The following is an 18,137-nucleotide window of genomic DNA, read 5'->3' as shown; positions in this document are numbered from 1 at the left end:
AACACAAAAAAATATGAGTTATTTTCATCTGAATTTTATTTTAAAAGGAAAGCTGACTGTTTGTTGCCTCTTGATGTTGTCGGTGATGCCATTAAATGCTCAAAGAGAGGCAAAGCAGATCGGTGACTTTAAAGAATCCATCTCCTTGAATGAACATCTGCGAGGTACAAAAAGGACGTTGCAATATCGTCCCGATGGTGATGAGTTTGTTTGTGTCAATGGTAAGAATCGGTATACTCGTGCTTTGTACGGTAGTCACAGTCCCTTTCGGGTAGAAACAAGTGACCGACCGGTTTTTGCTTTTTATAATAACGGACGCGGAGGAAATATAAGTTTCAAAGTCATTCTTCGTGACGGAACAGAATTGGCGCTTGACTGCACCGGGCATTGTGAATCCCGTTATTCGGCTGGAAAACGTACCTATTATTTGACAGACCCGTCTTGGGGAAAAGGAGAACTGCGTATTTCTGTATTGGCATTAGCCGATATGGATGGAGCTATTTGGCGTTTTTCTCCTTCGAATATGCCTAAAGGAGCTATACTTCGTTGGCAACATGGGGGAGCTACCGGAAAACGTTTGAGTCGTAATGGAGATATGGGGGTAGATCCGGCTGATTGCTTCGAACTTCCTGTCGAAGCGACTGACCTTGTCACTGGTGAACTTCCTTTGCAGAAAGAAGTATACTTGGTACGTGGGGAGGTTCCCGAAGGTTATAATGTCCGTAAGCTCTATCAACAAGCGGAGGCAGCTTCTTTGGCATTGGCTTCTCATTTGAAGATAGAAACGCCGGACCCTTATTTGAACACGTTGGGTGGTGCATTGGTCGCAGCTGCCGATGGAATTTGGGACGGGCAGGTTTGGTTGCACGGTGCTATTGGCTGGCGTATGCCGTTAAGTGGGTGGAGGGCCGGATATACTGGTGATGCTTTAGGTTGGCATGACCGGGCACGGACTCATTTTGATGCTTATGCAGCTAGTCAGGTGACTGATGTCCCGAATACAATACCTCATCCGGCACAGGATTCTACAATGAATCTGGCGCGTTCGGAAAAACGTTGGGGAACTCCTCAATATAGTAATGGGTATATTTGCCGGAATCCTGAACGTAACAACCAGATGCACCACTATGACATGAATCTTTGTTACATGGATGAATTGTTATGGCACTTCAACTGGACGGGAGATACTGCGTATGTCCGCAAAATGTGGCCTGTGATTACCCGCCATCTAGCTTGGGAAAAATTAAATTATGATCCGGACAATGATGGTTTATATGATGCATACGCTTGTATTTGGGCAAGTGATGCGCTTTACTACAACAGTGGCGCAGTCACCCATTCGTCGGCTTATAACTACCGTGCCAATAAAATGGCAGCTTTTCTTGCTTCTTTGATAGGCGAAGACCCTTCACCTTATCAGAACGAAGCCGAGCAAATATTGAAAGCGATGAATAAGCGTCTTTGGATGCAGGGCAAAGGTTGTTGGGCGGAATATCAGGATTTTATGGGACATCGCCGGCTTCACGAAAGTCCGGGATTATGGACTATATACCATGCACTCGATAGCGACGTTGCCGATCCTTTTCAAGCTTATCAGGCTACACGGTATGTTGATACGGAAATACCACATATCCCCGTGTATGCCGATGGACTGGAAGAGGGGTATGCAACGATTGCCACTACCAATTGGTTGCCTTATTCCTGGAGTATCAATAATGTGGCTTTCGCAGAGGTAATGCATACAGCTTTGGCCTATTTCCAGGCAGGACGTCCGGAGGAAGCATATCGATTGATGAAAAGTTCATTTCTGGATGGTATGTACTTAGGTAACAGTCCCGGCAATTTGGGGCAAGTCAGCTTTTATGATGCTGCCCGTGGAGAGTGTTATCGTGACTTTGGAGATCCGATAGGGGTAGCTTCCCGATTACTGGTACAAGGATTGTATGGCATTTTACCCGATGTATTGAACGGGAAGATGGTGATTCGTCCGGGATTTCCCGCAGGATGGTCAAAAGCTTCTATTTCTTTGCCTGACATAACCTATCACTTTGTCAGGGAGAAAGATACAGATATTTACCGGATAGAGCAACGTTTTAAGGCACCTTTGGCATTGACATTACAAGTGAATGTCGGAAGAGAAAGAATTCATTCTGTGAAAGTAAATGGGAAAGAAGTTGACTGGAGCTTTGCGGAAGCTGCTTCCGGTTATCCGGTGGTTGTTATTCCTGCTTCTTCTGCCAAAAAAGCAATTGTCGAAATTGTGTGGGAAGGAAACAATCTGAATCCGGTTCTGCCTGAAATACAGGCGGAGGCTTTAGCGGAGATCCGTATTCCATCCATTTTAGGGGCGGTATTCGGTGAAATATATGATCCGCAGGGAGTGCTGATACAACCGAATGTTAGTGATACGTCTATAAGAAGTAAGGTTAATGATCATTTGGGGCATCATACATTCTTTGTTCGCATGAAACAAGGACAGATGGAATGGTGGCAGCCTGTAAACGTACAGATTACAAAATCGGAAAAATCACCGGTCATTCTTCCTTTCTCACAGGTAAATACGTCAGAGTGCCGGGTGATGAATATGGATTCTTTGTTCAATGCGAATGTGACTGATATTTTCCGGAATGAGTATCTGACACCCCGTTCGCCTTATACCACTTTGCAACTTCCTGTTCAGGGCATTGGCGAGTGGTGTCATCCCAAATTAACTGCTGATATTGATGATGCAGGTTTGCGTGCCTTGGTACGTGATGAAATGCTGACTACCAAACTGGGTGTGCCGTTCCGAACATTGGCTCAAGGAAGCAATATTGCTTTTACTTCGTTGTGGGATAATTATCCCGACAGTTTAAGTATTCCGCTTTCCGGTCGGGCTTCTCATGCCTATTTAATGATGGCAGGCAGTACCAACCACATGCAGTGTCGCATTGCTAATGGTGTTGTTCGTGTATACTATACAGATGGAACTTCTGATGTATTGGAATTAGTGAATCCGGATAACTGGTGTCCTATTGAGCAAGATTTCTATGTTGATGGTCAGGCATTCACCGTTGTTTCTCCCCGTCCTTATCGCATTCATTTTAAAACGGGTTTGGTTAGCAATGACTTGGGAAAGGACTTAGGCATAAAGGGTGTTTATGGACGTTCCATCGAGGGAGGAGCAGGTATACTTTTGGACATGCCTCTGAATCCTTCCAAAGAGTTAAGTCATCTGACGTTGGAAACACTTTCAAACGATGTTGTTATCGGTCTGATGGGAGTTACATTGCAATAAAATAAAAATAACATATTAATAAAAGGATAAGAATTATGATGAGAAGAACTATTAATTTACTACTGATGTTGCTTTTTGTGGCAGAGGTAACATTTGCGAATACTGTTGATTTTGATAAAGCATTTAAAGAAAGTGCCCGTATCGAAAAACAGATTAAACGGACCTCTTTCCCGAAACGAACATTTCTTATAACTGATTTTGGAGCAAAAACGGATGATGAGGCTAATCCTTGCCATGAAGTCATTAATCAGGCTATTCTACAGTGCAGCCTGTCAGGAGGTGGCACAGTAATTGTTCCTAAAGGTACTTTTTATACCGGACCTATTACTTTAAAGAGCAATGTGAATTTCCATCTCGAAGAGGGAGCTGTTTTGAAATTCTCTACAGATCAAAGCCTTTATTTTCCTGCTGTTTTAACTCGTTGGGAAGGAATTGATTGCTATAATGCTCACCCCTTGATTTATGCTTATGGTGAAAGTAATATTGCCATAACCGGAAAAGGTATTATTGACGGACAAGGTAGCATGGAAACTTGGTGGCCGATGTGTGGGGCCGTAAAGTATGGTTGGAAAGAAGGCATGGTGGCTCAACGCAATGGAGGTCGTGAACGTCTGTTGATGTATGGTGAAACATCGACTCCTGTTTACAAGCGTCTGATGAAGCCGGAAGATGGCATGCGTCCGCAGCTATTGAACTTACATTCCTGCCACACCATCTTGATTGAAGGTGTTACTTTGTTAAATTCTCCATTTTGGGTGATTCATCCTCTTTTCTGCGAGAGCTTGATTGTTAGCGGAGTGACTGTTTTCAATCGTGGACCTAACGGAGACGGATGTGATCCTGAATCTTGTAAGAATGTGTTGATTGAGAATTGTACATTTGACACGGGTGATGATTGTATTGCCATTAAATCAGGACGTAATGAAGACGGGCGTAAATGGAATATTCCCAGTGAGAACATTATCGTACGTGGCTGCATGATGAGAAATGGACATGGAGGAGTAGTGATCGGCAGTGAGATTTCCGGTGGTTACCGTAATTTGTTTGTAGAAGACTGCCGGATGGATAGCCCGAATCTGGATCGTGTCATTCGTATTAAGACCAGTACTTGCCGCGGAGGACTTATAGAAAATGTATATGTACGCAATGTGACGGTAGGAGAATGTCGTGAAGCTGTACTTCGCATCAATCTGCAATATGAGAATCGGGAGAAATGTAAGAGAGGGTTTGACCCGATTGTCCGTAATGTGCATTTGAAGAATGTAACTTGTGAGAAGAGTAAATTGGGTGTGCTTATTATAGGGCTGGAGGATGATAAACATGTATATAACATCAGTGTAGAGGATTCTCATTTTAATAATGTAGCCAAAGGAGCAAATGATATTAAAGGGGCGAAAGATGTGACTTTCAAGAACCTTTATATCAATGGTGAATTGGTGAAATAGGGCATAATTGTAATAGATAAAAATCCAGCTATGAATGAAGAAGAATGGAAGACTGTCTATGACGTACAAATTTATGTTACATCTTTATCAGCAATAAGTGATTGTAATTGGAATAAGTTAGAATTCTGGATAAATCTTCATCAGGATGGTTTTATCTATAAATTGAGGCATTATTATCCTATACTTTCAGAAGATGATATACATATCATTCTTTTGTTACGTATCGATTTTAGTAATGCGCAGATTTCAGAGTTGTTCCATATTCTAGGAAGTTCTTTTCGAATACGCCGTAGTAGATTGAAAAAGAAAATGAATGTTTCTTGTAAATCTATTACCGATTTTATTAAATCGTTGCGTTTAGAATGATTTTTCTTGTAAAAACCATATACAAATGCGTATGCATTGGCTGTGTATACGCATTTGTATACGGTTGAAATTTGTATCCCAATTTATAAATGTCGTCCTTTGTTACAACAAGAGCGATAAACTTTTATTCGTACTAATATTATGGAAAAATACAGCTCCTTATCTTATGTAATATAGACAGAACTGGAAAATGAGCCAAACGATTATCTACTAATATCTTGGTATCGCCTTGAAAAAGATATTCAATATTATTAATCTCTAAAAGTAGTTCTCATGAAAAAAATGAATTTAGGCTTTATTATGGTTGGATTAGTTTTTCTAATCAGTATTTCTGTGCTTAGTTGTCAGGCGAATGATGCTGATAATTACTCTCAACAGGCAGAAGATGTAACTGCTGCGGATCTCTTTATTGCTTCGGAAGCGCATCAGAATTTGGAAAAAGAAATCAGAAAGAACATGAGAAGAATGTTGAATGCCATTTCTAAATTTTCGAAAGAAGAAATGGAGCAATATCAGCAACTTAAAAAAGAATTACTTAGTCTGGAAACTCGTTCTGAAGCAAAAAAACAATGGAATAAATTGCTTGGATATGATTGTTACGCCAGCTTATATCGGATTTCCAATTTAGTTAGAGAAGTTTACGAAGGGACAGATTTCACCAGATTGGAATTAATGAGGGCCCGTCAAAAGCGTAAAATGCATCAAGTTGTTATAACTCGTACCACAGAAGATGATGAGGCAATTCAAAATTGTATTAAAGCCTATAGTGAAATGGCAGAGGCGAGAATAGAAGACTGTGTTAATCAATATAATCGAAATTTAGATGAAATACCTATTAATATTTCTTGGAAAGAATACTCAAGATTGGAAGGACAGTGTCAAGTACAACTTGATGAATGCACAAAGCCGATTCATGAGTATTTGGAGAATGGGATAGAAGCTTGTGAGCAAAGTAAGGGTAAGTGCACTATCTTAGCATATCATTAAAAAGTGAAATAATATCTATATTCTAATTTGTAATTATTATGAGAACAAATGAACAAATTTTTATATGGTTTTTGGTAATGTTGGTAGGGGCTTCTACTCTTTCTGCTCAAAATAAGAAAGAATATAACTCAGAAGTTGTCAACAAGATCATTACATCAAGAGACTATAAGATCAGTGTGGATACTTATATACCTCCGTATAGGGAGTACATAGAATTAGATTATCCCGAAAGCTCGATAGCAATTAAAAATGATTCGGTCTTTTCCGATCTTTTCTTTATTGAGGAATCTGATATACCTTATAGCGGCAGAGGAAATGAACTTCGTTTTCAGGTACCCCTCAAAAAATATACTATGGATATAGATAGGAAAGGGAATGTCCATATTAAATTTTCAGCACGGACAAAAGTAGACAAATTCAACTTTAAGATTATTGTGTATGTTGATGGAAGGGCGATTGTCAATGTTTTTATGCAACACCATCAAAGTGTAAGTTTTTGGGGAGAATTAAATATGAAAAGAGAAGAGCCGAATGAGTAAAATCCTTGGTCTTAAAAAACATATTTAAATGTGTATACATTGGTGTATACGTATTTGTATACGGTTGAAATTTGTATTTTAAATTGTAATTGATATGAAAACAAAAAAGGAAAATCTTTATATTACTTTGGGTAGTGTTAGTGGGAGTTCCCACTCTTTCTGCCCAAAGTAAGAGGGAGCAAAGGGCGGAAGCTGTTAGCAATATTATCAGATCAAAGAACTATAAGATATATGTGGACACTTACATACCTCCATATAGAGATCCTATACAATTGGATTACTTAGATTTGATAGAAATTAAAAATGATTCAGTATTTTCTAACCTTCTTTATCTTGAGGCATCCGATATACCTTATAGTGATAGAGGAAATCAACTTATTTTTCAGGCTCCTATTAAAAAATATGCTGTGAATATAGATAAAAAAGGGAATGCCCATATCAAGTTTTCAACACGTACAGCAGTAGATTATTTCAATTTTAAAATTGAGGTGTATTCTAATGGAAGTGCGAACATCAGTGTCACTATGCAACACAATCAAAGTGTCAGTTTCTTGGGAGAATTAAATATGTAAAGAGAAGGGATGAAGATTCGTTTTTTATAGTAATTATTTTTTTAATATTATGAGAGAAGTTATATTGATTTTTATTCTCGTATCTATAGCCCAGCTATTTTACGGACAAGAAAAATATACTATTCAGGGAGAATTACCTGATCATTCGTTGGATAATAGTTATTTGCGTTTAATCAATAGTTCTGCTCTTAGTCAAGAGAAAGAACGAATTAAACACTCATTTATTGACAGTATATTGGTGGTTGACGGGAAATTCCATTATGAAGGTAGTCTTTCACAAAAGCCATTCTTAGTATATCTTAGTAGTGCAAAGACAGGAAGAAAAATGTTGGATTTGGGCCTGCATTTTATAGTTGAGCCTGGTAATATCCATATCCGTATTGCTAATTGGGCAGATGAGGGTGTTGTGTCAGGTACTCCTATTAATGAAGATTACAATACTTATATGATTGCCACAAAGAGAAATCTGAAAAAGGAATTGCTCTTCTTAGAAAAATATGCCCAATACCCAGATGTTGTACGATTCCACTTATCTTTTTTGTTGAACGGACGAAGAGCGTCAAAGGATCCTGATTTCCCAAAATATCTACAGATTCTCGACCGAATGCCTAAAGCAGATCGAGACATTCTTTTGGCTTGGCTGGACTATACTATTAAAAGAGAAGAATATGAAAAAAAGACCAAACCGTTGTTGGACAGTATACGTAACAATGCCCCTCGTTTTATCGAGACTATTCCGAGTAATTCATAATCAACTACAATAAAAAATGAGTAGAATTCTGGTTTTATTGTTATTTGTGTGATGTTTTTGGGATTATGAGGTTAGCAATTGTATGTAAGTGTTCCCCAAGTTATTAACTTAAAAAAATAATTTTATGAGAAAATGCAAAGTTTTCTTTACTATGGCTTTGTTAGCCTTTTTAATAGGTATGTCTGTACTTAGTTGTCAATCGAATGACGATGACAATTATAATTCTCCTAAAGAACAAAATTTGACTGCTGTTGATCTCTTTATCGCTTCGGAAGCTTATCAGAATTTGGAAAAGGAAATCAGAAAGAATATGAGAAGAAAGCGAAATGCAATATCTAGATTGTCGAGAGAAGAAAAGGAGCGATATCATCAACTCAAAATAGAGTGGCTCAATCCTAAGACTCGCGCTGAAGCAAATGTTCAACTGAATCTCTTGCTTGGCTATGATGAAGAAGTGGATTATGATCGAATCTCATCTTTGGCTAGAAAGGTTTATGGAGGCACTAAATTTACACAATTAGAGCTAATGAAAGCATTACAAAAACGGCAAATGAAACGAGCTGTTGTTAATACACGAACAACTGATACCGAAGATTTAGAGACATGCAAAAAAGGGTGTACTGACCATGCTACACAGAGTTCTGGTATATGCTTTGATAATTATAATAGAGATATTAGCGAACTTGAAAGCATGGCGGAATACTATGATCCTGAATATATTCGTTCTGAAAAAGAAAAACTCGGAACAGAACGAAAAAATTGTCTGGATGATGCTGATAAAGAGAGGGAAGAATGTATAAAAGATTGTAAAGGTACAGATGAAAAAAATAGATAATTTTAATATCCAAAATTATGAAGAGGAATCTATTTCTTATTGTATTAGTGTTTTTTGTTCAGTTGTTTTATGGACAAGAGAAATATACGATTCAAGGTGAATTCCCAGATAATTCGCTGGATGGAAAATATATAATACTGACAGATAAATCTTTTCTTTCTGATGAGTACAAACGTAAATGGAAAGCATCTGACGATGAAGTAAAGATATTGGTAACTGATAAAAAATTCTATTATAAAGGGGTAACTACACGAAAACCTTTTTTGACGCAAATATATTATGATAGACCAACATTCAGTGGTCAGACAAGTGCGACTTCTTTTGTAATAGAACCTGGGAATATCCATATCCATATAACCGATTGGTATGAGGAAGGAAATGTATCGGGTACTCCTATCAATAAAGACTATAACACTTGTGTCATTGAACGGAAAAATCTGGTAAATAGAATTTTTAGAACTATCTGTTTAAAGGGGCAGACTTCGGAAGCTGAAGGGGCTTATTCTTTTGGTTCAGCATTTGAGGATTTTGAAAAAGGTGAATTGGCTTTCTTTGAGAAATATGCCAAATATCCGGATGTTATTCGAGTAATGTTATCTCGCTATTTGGAAGTTAAGGAATTAAATAAAAGATTGGTGGATGCTAAATATTTACGTATTCTTGACTTAATGCCCAAAGCGGATCGAGATATTTTGATAGAGTGGCGAGAGTATACAATGAAGAGAGAGGAGTATTGGGCAAAGAGAAGAGCGTTGACCGATAGTCTTAATCGCAATGCTCCTCGTTTTATTGAAAGACAAATAAATAATAATTAAAAATCAAATCATGAAAACAAAAAGACTCATTTTAGCTTTGACTACATGGACTGTTGTTATAGTTATGTCACTTCATAGTTGTCAGACTGATAGCGGTTATGATAATGTTATTCAAGAAAATAATTTGACTGAAGCCGACCTTTTTGTAGCCTCGGAGGCGTATAAGAATTTAGAAAAAGAGATTAAAAAGAATTTGAGAAGAAGAAAAAACGCAATTGATAAATTTTCTAAAGAAGAAAAAAAACAGTATCAACAGCTTAGAAAAAAGTTATCCAAATCGGATACTCGTGTTGAAGCGCAGATTCAATTAAATATCTTACTCGGATATGACGAAGAAGCAAGTTACGATCGAATTGATTCTTTGGTTTGGAAGGTTTACAAAGGTACAAATTTTACCCGATTGGAATTAACAAGAGCTCGGCAAAAACGTCAAATGAATCAAATTACTATTAGTACACGAGATACCGATTCTGAACAACGTTGTATTGATGATTGTAATGCGGATGCTACAAACGAAGATATGGAATGCCAACATACATATTATGCAGAAATTCAAGATGCTGAAAATAGTATGTCAGATTGGGAAAAACTTATGTATCCGGAAAGGTTGGAATATTTGAAAGAACGAGCTAGAAACAGTAGAGATGAATGTGTAAAGAAAGTTGATAAAGATAGGGAGGGTTGCGTAAAAGACTGTTGTAAAAAAACAACGTGATAAAAATCAAGATTCCACTTATTTAAGATTCCAAACAACATACAATTATGAAAGAAAAAATCTTTTCCCTTTTTGTATTCGCATTCTTTGCTCAATTACTTTTGGGACAGGAAAAATTTACGATTCGGGGTGAATTCCCTGATAATTCTCTAGATGGTAAATATGTGTTATTAATAGATAAATCGTATCTTCTTGAAGAAAGAGAACGCCAAAAACAAGCATACGACAACAGCATAAAAATAAAGGTGATTGGCAAGGAATTTTTTTACGAAGGAACTGTCACACGAAAGCCTTTTTTTGCACAAATATCCTATGATGGACCACCGTTCCATAAAGGGACTGATATTAATCTTTTTGTGGAACCGGGTAATATCTATATTCGTATGGTCGATTGGAACGATAACGCTAATGTATCGGGCACTTCCATCAATGAAGATTATAATACTTATATTCTTGAGCGAGAAGCTCAATGGAATGCTGTATATTGGAATAGAGAACGTAGAAAAATGGCGAAAGATAGTATTAATATAGAGAATTGTAAGCTATTGGATATATCAGAAACTGAACAGCGTTCAGAAGGTCGGTTTACTTTTCTTGAAAAATATGCAAAATATCCGAATGTCATCCGAGTCATGTTGGCTCGTGATTTAAGGACAAAATACCCGATTGGGGAGCCTGAACTCTCTCAATATTTACGCATTATCGATTTAATGCCCCAAGCGGATCGAGATGCTTTTTTATCATGGTGGGATTATATTATGAAAGAACGAGAATTTAAAAAGAAGAGCCGAATGATATTAGATAGTTTGATCGGTGATCCACCCCGTTTCATCGAGACTATTCCGAGTAGTTCATCATCAACAACTATAAAAAATGAGTAAAATCCTTGGTCTTATTGTTATTCTGCTGATTTGCGTTTCTTGCAATCAAAAAAGGAAGGCAGAGATGTCCCTGTCTTCCTATACACACGATTTCGGAATAATTAGTTCTGATATAATTTGTCGTGATAGCATTACAATCACCAATGTAGGCAATGCCAGGTTGGAAATAGGAGAGATCGAAACTGGATGTGGATGTACACAAGCATCGGTGGAGAAGTATGAATTAAATCCTGACGAATCGTGCTCGCTTCATTTCTCTTTCAATCCGAAAGGAAAAGGATTAGGAGCGAAAGAAGAATTAATTATTATCAATGCAAATACAGACTCCCTCTTTTATATTCTGCAAGTTAAGGCAATTATTCAGTGATAATGTTTTTACGTTTTCTTTTTTACTTATCACCACCTTATACTTATCGGCTGATTGGTTTATGGATAGGTATTTTATGCCTAAAAATATAAGTTTCGTTGTCGGCATCATATTATGGGGAGGTATTTGCATAGGGAACTGGAAGCGAAAAATTAGACTGTCTGTTGATTTTCTATTTCTGTCTTTTACTGTTTTTATGGGATATGTTTTCGTTTGCAGTCTCTTTACATCACAATATATACACAGTGTATACATTGTATCTGGATGGATTCTTTTTGTGTTGATGCGTAATAGAAAAAATCCTACAGAAACATTTAATAGCATTTTAGCTGTCGTTGGAGTTTTGTCGGCCTTGTATGGCTTGCTGCAATATGTAGGGTGTATAGAAACTCAATCTTATTTTCCAGTTACCGGTTCTTTTGATAATCCCGCCGGATTTGCTGCGAGCATCGTTCTCTGTTATCCTTTTCTTTTGTGTCATTCTTCTAACGGAAAAAGAAGAACGTTCAAGGTTATGGCGTGCCTTCTCCTCATTATAGTCGTTATCTTATCCGGTTCGAGAACAGGTGTATTTACTTTATGTGTAGTAACACTTCTTTTTTATGCTCTCCGTTATCGGAAGTTAATTCATAAAAGGCGCATCTTTCTTATCAGCGGAGGCGCTTTGTTTCTAATAAGTTTATTCATTGGTCTGATTTATCTAAAACCAGCTTCCGCTTCCGGTCGTGTTCTGATTTGGAAAGTATCTGCCGGATTGTGTAAGGAACATATAATTCAGGGAAACGGACTTGGTTCTTTTAAGGCGGATTACATGCCGGAACAAGCCAAATATTTGTCTTCCTCCCATGCTGATGAAAGCGATAGAATATTGGCAGGAAACACGAATCATCCATTTAATGAGTATCTGTTGCTGCTGATTGAACAAGGACTCATAGGAATCGCTTTATTCTTATTGTCGTTGATTGCTGTTTTTCGAAGTAATGTGGCATTTGACACTCCAGCCATACTGACGCTTGTTTCTATTGCTATATTTTCCTGTTTTTCTTATCCATTCAAATATGCTTTTGTTTGGTTCATGATTATCTACTGCCTCGCTTCACTTAATCAACGGGAGGTTGCTCTACGAACAATACGTTTCAACAAGCCATTTTTATTGATTATTCTTTTTATACTCTGTTTCTTTTTGATTAAGAATATCATTTTCGAGCGTACATGGAAACGAATTTCGTTGGTTGCAGAAAAGAACAATAGTTTGCTGGATAATGAATTATCTGTATTTACCAAGCTATATGATGAGTGGAATGGCAATCCCTATTTCTTGTACAATTATGCATCAGAATTGAAAAATGTGGAATTGTACAAACAAAGCGTCAACATATTCTTGCATTGCGAATCTTATATCAATACGTATGACCTGCAAATGCAATTGGCGGATAATTACTATCAAATGGAATGTTGGGAAGAAGCTGAAAGACGATATAAGCTGGCACAATGTATGTGTCCTAGCCGTTTTCTTCCATTACAAGGACTTTTGAGGGTCTATGTAAAATCTGATAACTGCATACTTGCCGAACGGATAGCTTTAGAAATAATAAATAAACGAATAAAGATACCATCTTACACTGTTACTATCATACAAGAAGAGGCTAGAAACTATTTGCGTAAAAAGAATATTTAATTATAAACTAACAATAAAACAAAATGAAAGCTACATTCATCTTTCTTTTTCTTGTTTTGCTTTTCAGTTGTCAAAGCTCTGAAGAAAAACAGTTGGAAAAGGTGCTGACACTGGCGGGCAATAATCGTCTGGAACTCGAAAAAGTGTTGGAGCATTATAAAGAAAACGAAGCTGACAGTTTGAAACTTAGAGCTGCCAAATTTTTGATAATGAATATGCCCGGACACCAGTCGTATATAGGGAAAGATATTGAAGAATATTATGTCGAAGCTGAAAAGATTATCTTCTCCGACAGAAAGATTGATGAACAGGTGAATGAATTAAATAACTTGTTGTTAGAGTTTCCATCAGATGATTTTGAGTTTAAGGAAGATTACTCTGTCATAAAAGCCGACTATCTGATACAGAGTATAGACGCGGCTTTTGACGATTGGCAACAAGGTCGTTGGGCAAGAGGCATTACATTCGATGAATTTTGTGAATATATGCTTCCTTATAAGTGCGTAGAGTTTCAGGCTTTTGATGATTGGCGCAATGTGTTGAAACCGATAGCTAATGACACATTAGGCGATTTTTCTTATAATGACATTTGGAATAAAACACCCTATCATGCGGCAGAAGCTATTAATATTAAACTACGTGATACCGTTATTGTCGATTTGAAAAAGCCTCTGAAGTGGCATGCGTTATATAAGGTTCCGTTTTGGTGCAATATTCCTTCCAATTCTTGTGAGACAAGGACAAACACAGCTTTAGCTATCATGCGCAGTAAGGGGTTTGCGGTTTCGTATGATTTCGTTTTGCAGTGGCCTACAAAAGCACATGCACATTCGTGGCTTAGTATTTTGATAGATCACGATCGCCGAATGGTATGTGAAGGAGGACATGAACCTTTTTTAGCTGCCTTACGACCGGGGGAGTGTAAGGGAAAAGTATATCGAAGAACATATTCTCCCAATTCGGCCTTAGTCCGGCTGAATAAAGAAGCTGGTAGTGTCCCGTCAACGTTGCGCAATGTGTTTATAAAAGACGTTACGGATGAATATGCAACGACCATTGATCCTGTTTTTCCTGTACTTTCCGGGAAAAGAGAACGCAAAGAAAAATATGCATATCTGGCTGTATTTGACAATGCGAAATGGGTTCCTATTTGTTTTTCGGAAATAAAAGATAGTAAGCAGATCGTCTTTGATAAAATAGAGAAGGGAGCTGTCTATCTGCCGGTATATTATATAAATGGAAGGGTTCGTCCATTCAATTATCCTGCTTTGTTGAATGAAAAAGGTGAACTGGAGTTCTTGAATCCCGATAACACATCGAAAAGAAGTATTAGTCTAAAACGGAAATATCCTTTAACGCGCAAAGCGTTCACCACAGCACTCCGTTTAAAATACAGCATGTTTCAAGCAGCACACAAGGAGGATTTCAGTGATGCTGTCACAGTACATACATTCAAAGAGTATAGCGTATCGGGTAGTATAAATGTGAGCGATACTACAAAGTATCGTTATTGGCGTTATATCTGTCCAAAGCCCTACCGCTGTAATATTGCAGAATTGATGTTCTTGGATAAAGACAATAAAAAACTGACAGGAACCATTATAGGTTCTGAAGAACGAAGCAAAAATCCTCATTATAGCCGTTTTGCTGCTTTTGATTTAGATCCGTTGACATTTTTCGCATCTAAAACTTTAAGAGATGGTTGGGTAGGATTGGATTTGGGCAAACCGGAATCTGTTGGAAGAATAGGCTATATGACACGTAATGATGACAATAATGTTCGTATTGGAGATACTTACGAGCTTTTTTATTGGGATATGGATTGGGTGTCGTTGGGCAAACAAATAGCTGACGATTTTAGTCTAACCTTTCACCATGTACCACAAAATGCTTTACTATTATTGAGAAATCTTACTAGGGGGACGGATGAACGAATTTTCTTATATAAAGATGCTAAGCAGCTATGGTATTAATTCATCGGCAAAATGAATATGTAAAATTGAAATATAAATAATTTTATGAAATACGCTATATTACTATTTGCTTTGTTATTTTGGGGAACTTCACTCTTTGGACAAGAACTGAAAATACAAGGACATTTAATAGATGAAAATAAACGAGACTTAGTAGCGGCAACTATACGCTGCTATAGTAATGATACGCTTTTAGTGATAGGAGGAGTTACAAATAGTAAAGGAGAATTTGAACTCAAACTTCCACGTACGGAGCAAAAATACAAGTTGTTAATTAGTTATTTAGGTTATAAGGAAACCACTTTAGTCTTGAATCCGACCAAAGAGACCCAGATTCGTTTAGGAGAAATAACGATGGATAAGAAAGTGGTACAGATACAGGAAGTAACTGTGCTAGCTCAAAACCGGATAAATACCGAAGACAAAATAATGGTATTCCCTACTCGTGAGCAGTTACGACATTCTTATGATGGATACAGTGCTTTGCGTGCGTTAATGATTCCGGGGCTGGAAGCTGATCCTCGAAGTGCAACTATCACTTATCATAGAGAAAGCGTATTATTGTGTATTGACGGACGTGAGGCAACACGGGAAGAAGTGCAGAATCTAAACCCCAAAGATATTAAACGTGTAGATTTTTATTCTCAAGGTCGTCCCGATTACCCGGAAGCTTCTACTATATTAGATTATATACTTAAAGAACGGGATTACTTAGGAACAATCGCTTTAAACGCAAGGCATCAATTGAACAAACCAACAGGTACTGGACGAGGAACTGCCCAGTATTTTGAAGGAAAATCTGAATGGGCTGTGTCAGTATCGGACAGTTATACTCATTTTAGAAATCATGATGAGGGATATACCGAAACCATTTATCATTTTCCTGACGAAACCATTGTACGGACAGATGATGAGCTACCCTCATTGGATAACAATAACAATTTGAAAACCTATCTGAACTATATCTATAAAGATAAGCTGCAAACATTTTATTCTTCTTTACGAATGAATAGGAGTATGTCCGAAAATGACGACTGGAATCGGCAACGGTATAATAATACATCCGCTGTTCTCGTGAAACAAGAATACAAACATACTGTTAGGTTGAATCCGGCTTTACAATTACGCTATAATCGTACTCTTCCCAAAAGGCAGATACTTCGATTGGAGTTGTATGGAAGTTATGGAAACAACGATTACAATCGATGGTATGAGCAGCGTACGGATGAAGTCATAACGTCTTCTTATGCCAATGCTACTGCCGAAGATAGTTGGTATGGAAGGCTTAATTGTAACTATAGTAAAAGTTTCAAAAATAAATCATCTGTCAGTTTGACTCTAAATCAGAATTTTACGCATACTAACAACTTAAATACAAAAGAGGGGCAAAATTCAGAGATCTTTTTAAATAAAGGTAATACCAGTTTTTATGCTACATATAATTATCGCATTAAGAAGAAATTTAATCTACAAGCTAGCATTGCCGAACATTTATCATATACTACGACGAATGGAAATCATGTGTTCAGTTCTTTTTTCATACCTTCATTGAAACTCTCCTATCTTCATAAGGGACATTCGTTGAAGTTGACCGGAACTGTCCGTAGTACAGAAATAGGTCTTTCAAATCGTACCGGTTACGAATATAAAAAAAATGAATACGAGATGTTTGTAGGAAATCCTGAATTAAAAGACTATTTGCAATATAATGCAGGATTAAATTATGATTGGACTATGAATTCTAAGTTGACATTGCTTTATTCAGCTAGTTTGCACATAAGTAATCCGCAGATCTATGAACTATATCGTTATGATGACGAACGGAAAATGTTTATATATCAAAATTTGAATGGAGGCAAAAGTTTGAGTCAGCACTATGAATTGGCTTTGCAATATGATATTATTCCACAGATATTTAGTTTAAGACCAGTGCTGATTTATGACCGCATGGATGTGACATTGTGGAAAAATTTTTCTTTTGATCGTTTTTTCTTTTGCTGTTCTCTTTTTTATATGCATAATGGTTGGAGCTTTGATGTAAACTATATGGCACCATCAAAGTATATGAAAATCACTTCCGGTCTTATGACTCATTTTCCCGGAATGCTGGGATTTGGAGCTGGTTACAGTATCAACAACTGGAATATTGATTTATATATGCGAACACCGTACAAGGCAGTCTCTAAAGGACACCTTCAGCAAATTGGCTATGAAAGAAGATATGAAAGTCGAATACCTCGCGTTAGCGATCATGTGATTAGCTTATCGGTCAATTATCGTTTCATTTTTGGAAAGAAAAAGCATAAATTTGATAATTCGGTTATACAAGATACGAATCAGTCAACTATATCAAGAGATTAAAACAAATATATTATTGAACGGGAAAACTAATTGGTAAGGAGCATTCTTAAAAAACTAAATCAAAATAGCTCTCCTTAATATGAAGTTTGGGTGTAGTTGCTCTTTTGAAATTTAGTTGGAAAGTTCATAATGGTGCACAAAGGAATTAAATAGTGATTAACGGATTAGTAATTAATCGGTGCGGTTTTTAATTGTTACAGAATAGAATGGATTTTCTCATCGGATATTTATTTTCAATCTTTCTATGTCTTCTTTCACCTTTTCTCTGTCTCTTCGATGAATAAGGAGTTTGCGGGTGAAGGGTAACAACTTCACCACCTCTTCACCTGTGGCGATTAGTTTCAAAAATAGTTTCACAGCTTGAAACGATTCGTTTCTCGGTGTGAAACACTTCGTTTCAATGCTTGAAACACTTTGTTTCTCGGCGTGAAACTTTTAGTTTCAAATAGGGTTGAAACTAATTACGAAATAGCTTTACTAATCTTGCTCAATGGTTGAATCAGGAAGCAGCCATTTGATTTGAGTAAGCGTCTCCGCGATTCTATCTTGTCGCCCTTTTTTCATTCTTATATTTT

15 protein-coding genes are annotated in these 18,137 nt (G+C 37.2%); all 15 read left to right on the top strand.

The window, feature by feature from the left end; all coding sequences use genetic code 11:
• The first annotated feature begins 13 nt into the window (after positions 1-13).
• A complete protein-coding gene (locus tag DWZ47_RS07070) occupies positions 14-3,277 on the top strand; it encodes a DUF4450 domain-containing protein (protein WP_117512657.1) in 3,264 nt (1,087 codons plus the stop codon).
• Positions 3,278-3,312: 35 nt separating this feature from the next.
• The gene (locus DWZ47_RS07065; RefSeq protein ID WP_182281645.1) at positions 3,313-4,722 is read left to right on the top strand and encodes a glycoside hydrolase family 28 protein; all 1,410 of its coding nucleotides are present in this window, start codon (positions 3,313-3,315) and stop codon (positions 4,720-4,722) included.
• A gap of 30 nt (positions 4,723-4,752) precedes the next feature.
• Positions 4,753-5,088 (top strand): hypothetical protein, encoded by a 336-nt coding sequence (locus DWZ47_RS07060; RefSeq protein ID WP_117512656.1) that lies wholly within the window; start codon positions 4,753-4,755, stop codon positions 5,086-5,088.
• A gap of 273 nt (positions 5,089-5,361) precedes the next feature.
• Positions 5,362-6,075: a hypothetical protein gene (locus DWZ47_RS07055; protein ID WP_117512655.1), complete on the top strand. Its 714-nt coding sequence runs from the start codon at positions 5,362-5,364 to the stop codon at positions 6,073-6,075.
• Between the two features lie 38 nt (positions 6,076-6,113).
• Entirely contained in the window at positions 6,114-6,614 is a 501-nt protein-coding gene (locus tag DWZ47_RS07050) for a DUF4251 domain-containing protein (protein ID WP_117512654.1), read from the top strand.
• Positions 6,615-6,733: 119 nt separating this feature from the next.
• Positions 6,734-7,186: a DUF4251 domain-containing protein gene (locus tag DWZ47_RS07045; protein WP_182281647.1), complete on the top strand. Its 453-nt coding sequence runs from the start codon at positions 6,734-6,736 to the stop codon at positions 7,184-7,186.
• A gap of 49 nt (positions 7,187-7,235) precedes the next feature.
• Positions 7,236-7,937: a DUF4369 domain-containing protein gene (locus tag DWZ47_RS07040; protein ID WP_117512652.1), complete on the top strand. Its 702-nt coding sequence runs from the start codon at positions 7,236-7,238 to the stop codon at positions 7,935-7,937.
• A 124-nt stretch (positions 7,938-8,061) separates the two neighbouring features.
• Positions 8,062-8,772 (top strand): hypothetical protein, encoded by a 711-nt coding sequence (locus DWZ47_RS07035; protein WP_117512651.1) that lies wholly within the window; start codon positions 8,062-8,064, stop codon positions 8,770-8,772.
• Positions 8,773-8,789: 17 nt separating this feature from the next.
• Positions 8,790-9,587 carry a DUF4369 domain-containing protein gene (locus DWZ47_RS07030; RefSeq protein ID WP_117512650.1) on the top strand — a complete coding sequence of 266 codons (798 nt, stop codon included), beginning with the start codon at positions 8,790-8,792 and terminating at the stop codon, positions 9,585-9,587.
• A 10-nt stretch (positions 9,588-9,597) separates the two neighbouring features.
• Complete coding sequence (locus DWZ47_RS07025; RefSeq protein ID WP_117512649.1) at positions 9,598-10,302, top strand: hypothetical protein; 705 nt, start codon at positions 9,598-9,600, stop codon at positions 10,300-10,302.
• Positions 10,303-10,349: 47 nt separating this feature from the next.
• Positions 10,350-11,183 carry a DUF4369 domain-containing protein gene (locus DWZ47_RS07020; RefSeq protein ID WP_117512648.1) on the top strand — a complete coding sequence of 278 codons (834 nt, stop codon included), beginning with the start codon at positions 10,350-10,352 and terminating at the stop codon, positions 11,181-11,183.
• The gene (locus tag DWZ47_RS07015) at positions 11,176-11,550 is read left to right on the top strand and encodes a DUF1573 domain-containing protein (RefSeq protein ID WP_015532423.1); all 375 of its coding nucleotides are present in this window, start codon (positions 11,176-11,178) and stop codon (positions 11,548-11,550) included. The genes DWZ47_RS07020 and DWZ47_RS07015 overlap by 8 nt, the downstream gene beginning before the upstream one ends.
• 283 nt (positions 11,551-11,833) lie before the next feature.
• On the top strand, positions 11,834-13,228 hold the full coding sequence (locus tag DWZ47_RS07010) for an O-antigen ligase family protein (protein WP_233525015.1): 1,395 nt from the start codon (positions 11,834-11,836) through the stop codon (positions 13,226-13,228).
• A gap of 23 nt (positions 13,229-13,251) precedes the next feature.
• On the top strand, positions 13,252-15,201 hold the full coding sequence (locus DWZ47_RS07005) for a discoidin domain-containing protein (RefSeq protein WP_117512646.1): 1,950 nt from the start codon (positions 13,252-13,254) through the stop codon (positions 15,199-15,201).
• Positions 15,202-15,246: 45 nt separating this feature from the next.
• The gene (locus tag DWZ47_RS07000) at positions 15,247-17,562 is read left to right on the top strand and encodes a carboxypeptidase-like regulatory domain-containing protein (protein ID WP_117512645.1); all 2,316 of its coding nucleotides are present in this window, start codon (positions 15,247-15,249) and stop codon (positions 17,560-17,562) included.
• The last annotated feature ends 575 nt before the right edge of the window (positions 17,563-18,137 follow it).

It is taken from the genome of Bacteroides sp. AF32-8BH (assembly GCF_003435205.1).
Lineage (GTDB): Bacteria > Bacteroidota > Bacteroidia > Bacteroidales > Bacteroidaceae > Bacteroides > Bacteroides ovatus.
This window is presented reverse-complemented; position numbering and strand designations above follow the sequence as displayed.

Excerpts from the sequence above, each read along its gene's own strand:
- DWZ47_RS07070 (WP_117512657.1), top strand. The coding sequence starts at position 14 with ATGAGTTATTTTCATCTGAATTTTATTTTAAAAGGAAAGCTGACTGTT.
- DWZ47_RS07065 (WP_182281645.1), top strand. The coding sequence starts at position 3,313 with ATGATGAGAAGAACTATTAATTTACTACTGATGTTGCTTTTTGTGGCA.
- DWZ47_RS07060 (WP_117512656.1), top strand. The coding sequence starts at position 4,753 with ATGAATGAAGAAGAATGGAAGACTGTCTATGACGTACAAATTTATGTT.
- DWZ47_RS07055 (WP_117512655.1), top strand. The coding sequence starts at position 5,362 with ATGAAAAAAATGAATTTAGGCTTTATTATGGTTGGATTAGTTTTTCTA.
- DWZ47_RS07050 (WP_117512654.1), top strand. The coding sequence starts at position 6,114 with ATGAGAACAAATGAACAAATTTTTATATGGTTTTTGGTAATGTTGGTA.
- DWZ47_RS07040 (WP_117512652.1), top strand. The coding sequence starts at position 7,236 with ATGAGAGAAGTTATATTGATTTTTATTCTCGTATCTATAGCCCAGCTA.
- DWZ47_RS07035 (WP_117512651.1), top strand. The coding sequence starts at position 8,062 with ATGAGAAAATGCAAAGTTTTCTTTACTATGGCTTTGTTAGCCTTTTTA.
- DWZ47_RS07030 (WP_117512650.1), top strand. The coding sequence starts at position 8,790 with ATGAAGAGGAATCTATTTCTTATTGTATTAGTGTTTTTTGTTCAGTTG.
- DWZ47_RS07025 (WP_117512649.1), top strand. The coding sequence starts at position 9,598 with ATGAAAACAAAAAGACTCATTTTAGCTTTGACTACATGGACTGTTGTT.
- DWZ47_RS07020 (WP_117512648.1), top strand. The coding sequence starts at position 10,350 with ATGAAAGAAAAAATCTTTTCCCTTTTTGTATTCGCATTCTTTGCTCAA.
- DWZ47_RS07015 (WP_015532423.1), top strand. The coding sequence starts at position 11,176 with ATGAGTAAAATCCTTGGTCTTATTGTTATTCTGCTGATTTGCGTTTCT.
- DWZ47_RS07010 (WP_233525015.1), top strand. The coding sequence starts at position 11,834 with ATGCGTAATAGAAAAAATCCTACAGAAACATTTAATAGCATTTTAGCT.
- DWZ47_RS07005 (WP_117512646.1), top strand. The coding sequence starts at position 13,252 with ATGAAAGCTACATTCATCTTTCTTTTTCTTGTTTTGCTTTTCAGTTGT.
- DWZ47_RS07000 (WP_117512645.1), top strand. The coding sequence starts at position 15,247 with ATGAAATACGCTATATTACTATTTGCTTTGTTATTTTGGGGAACTTCA.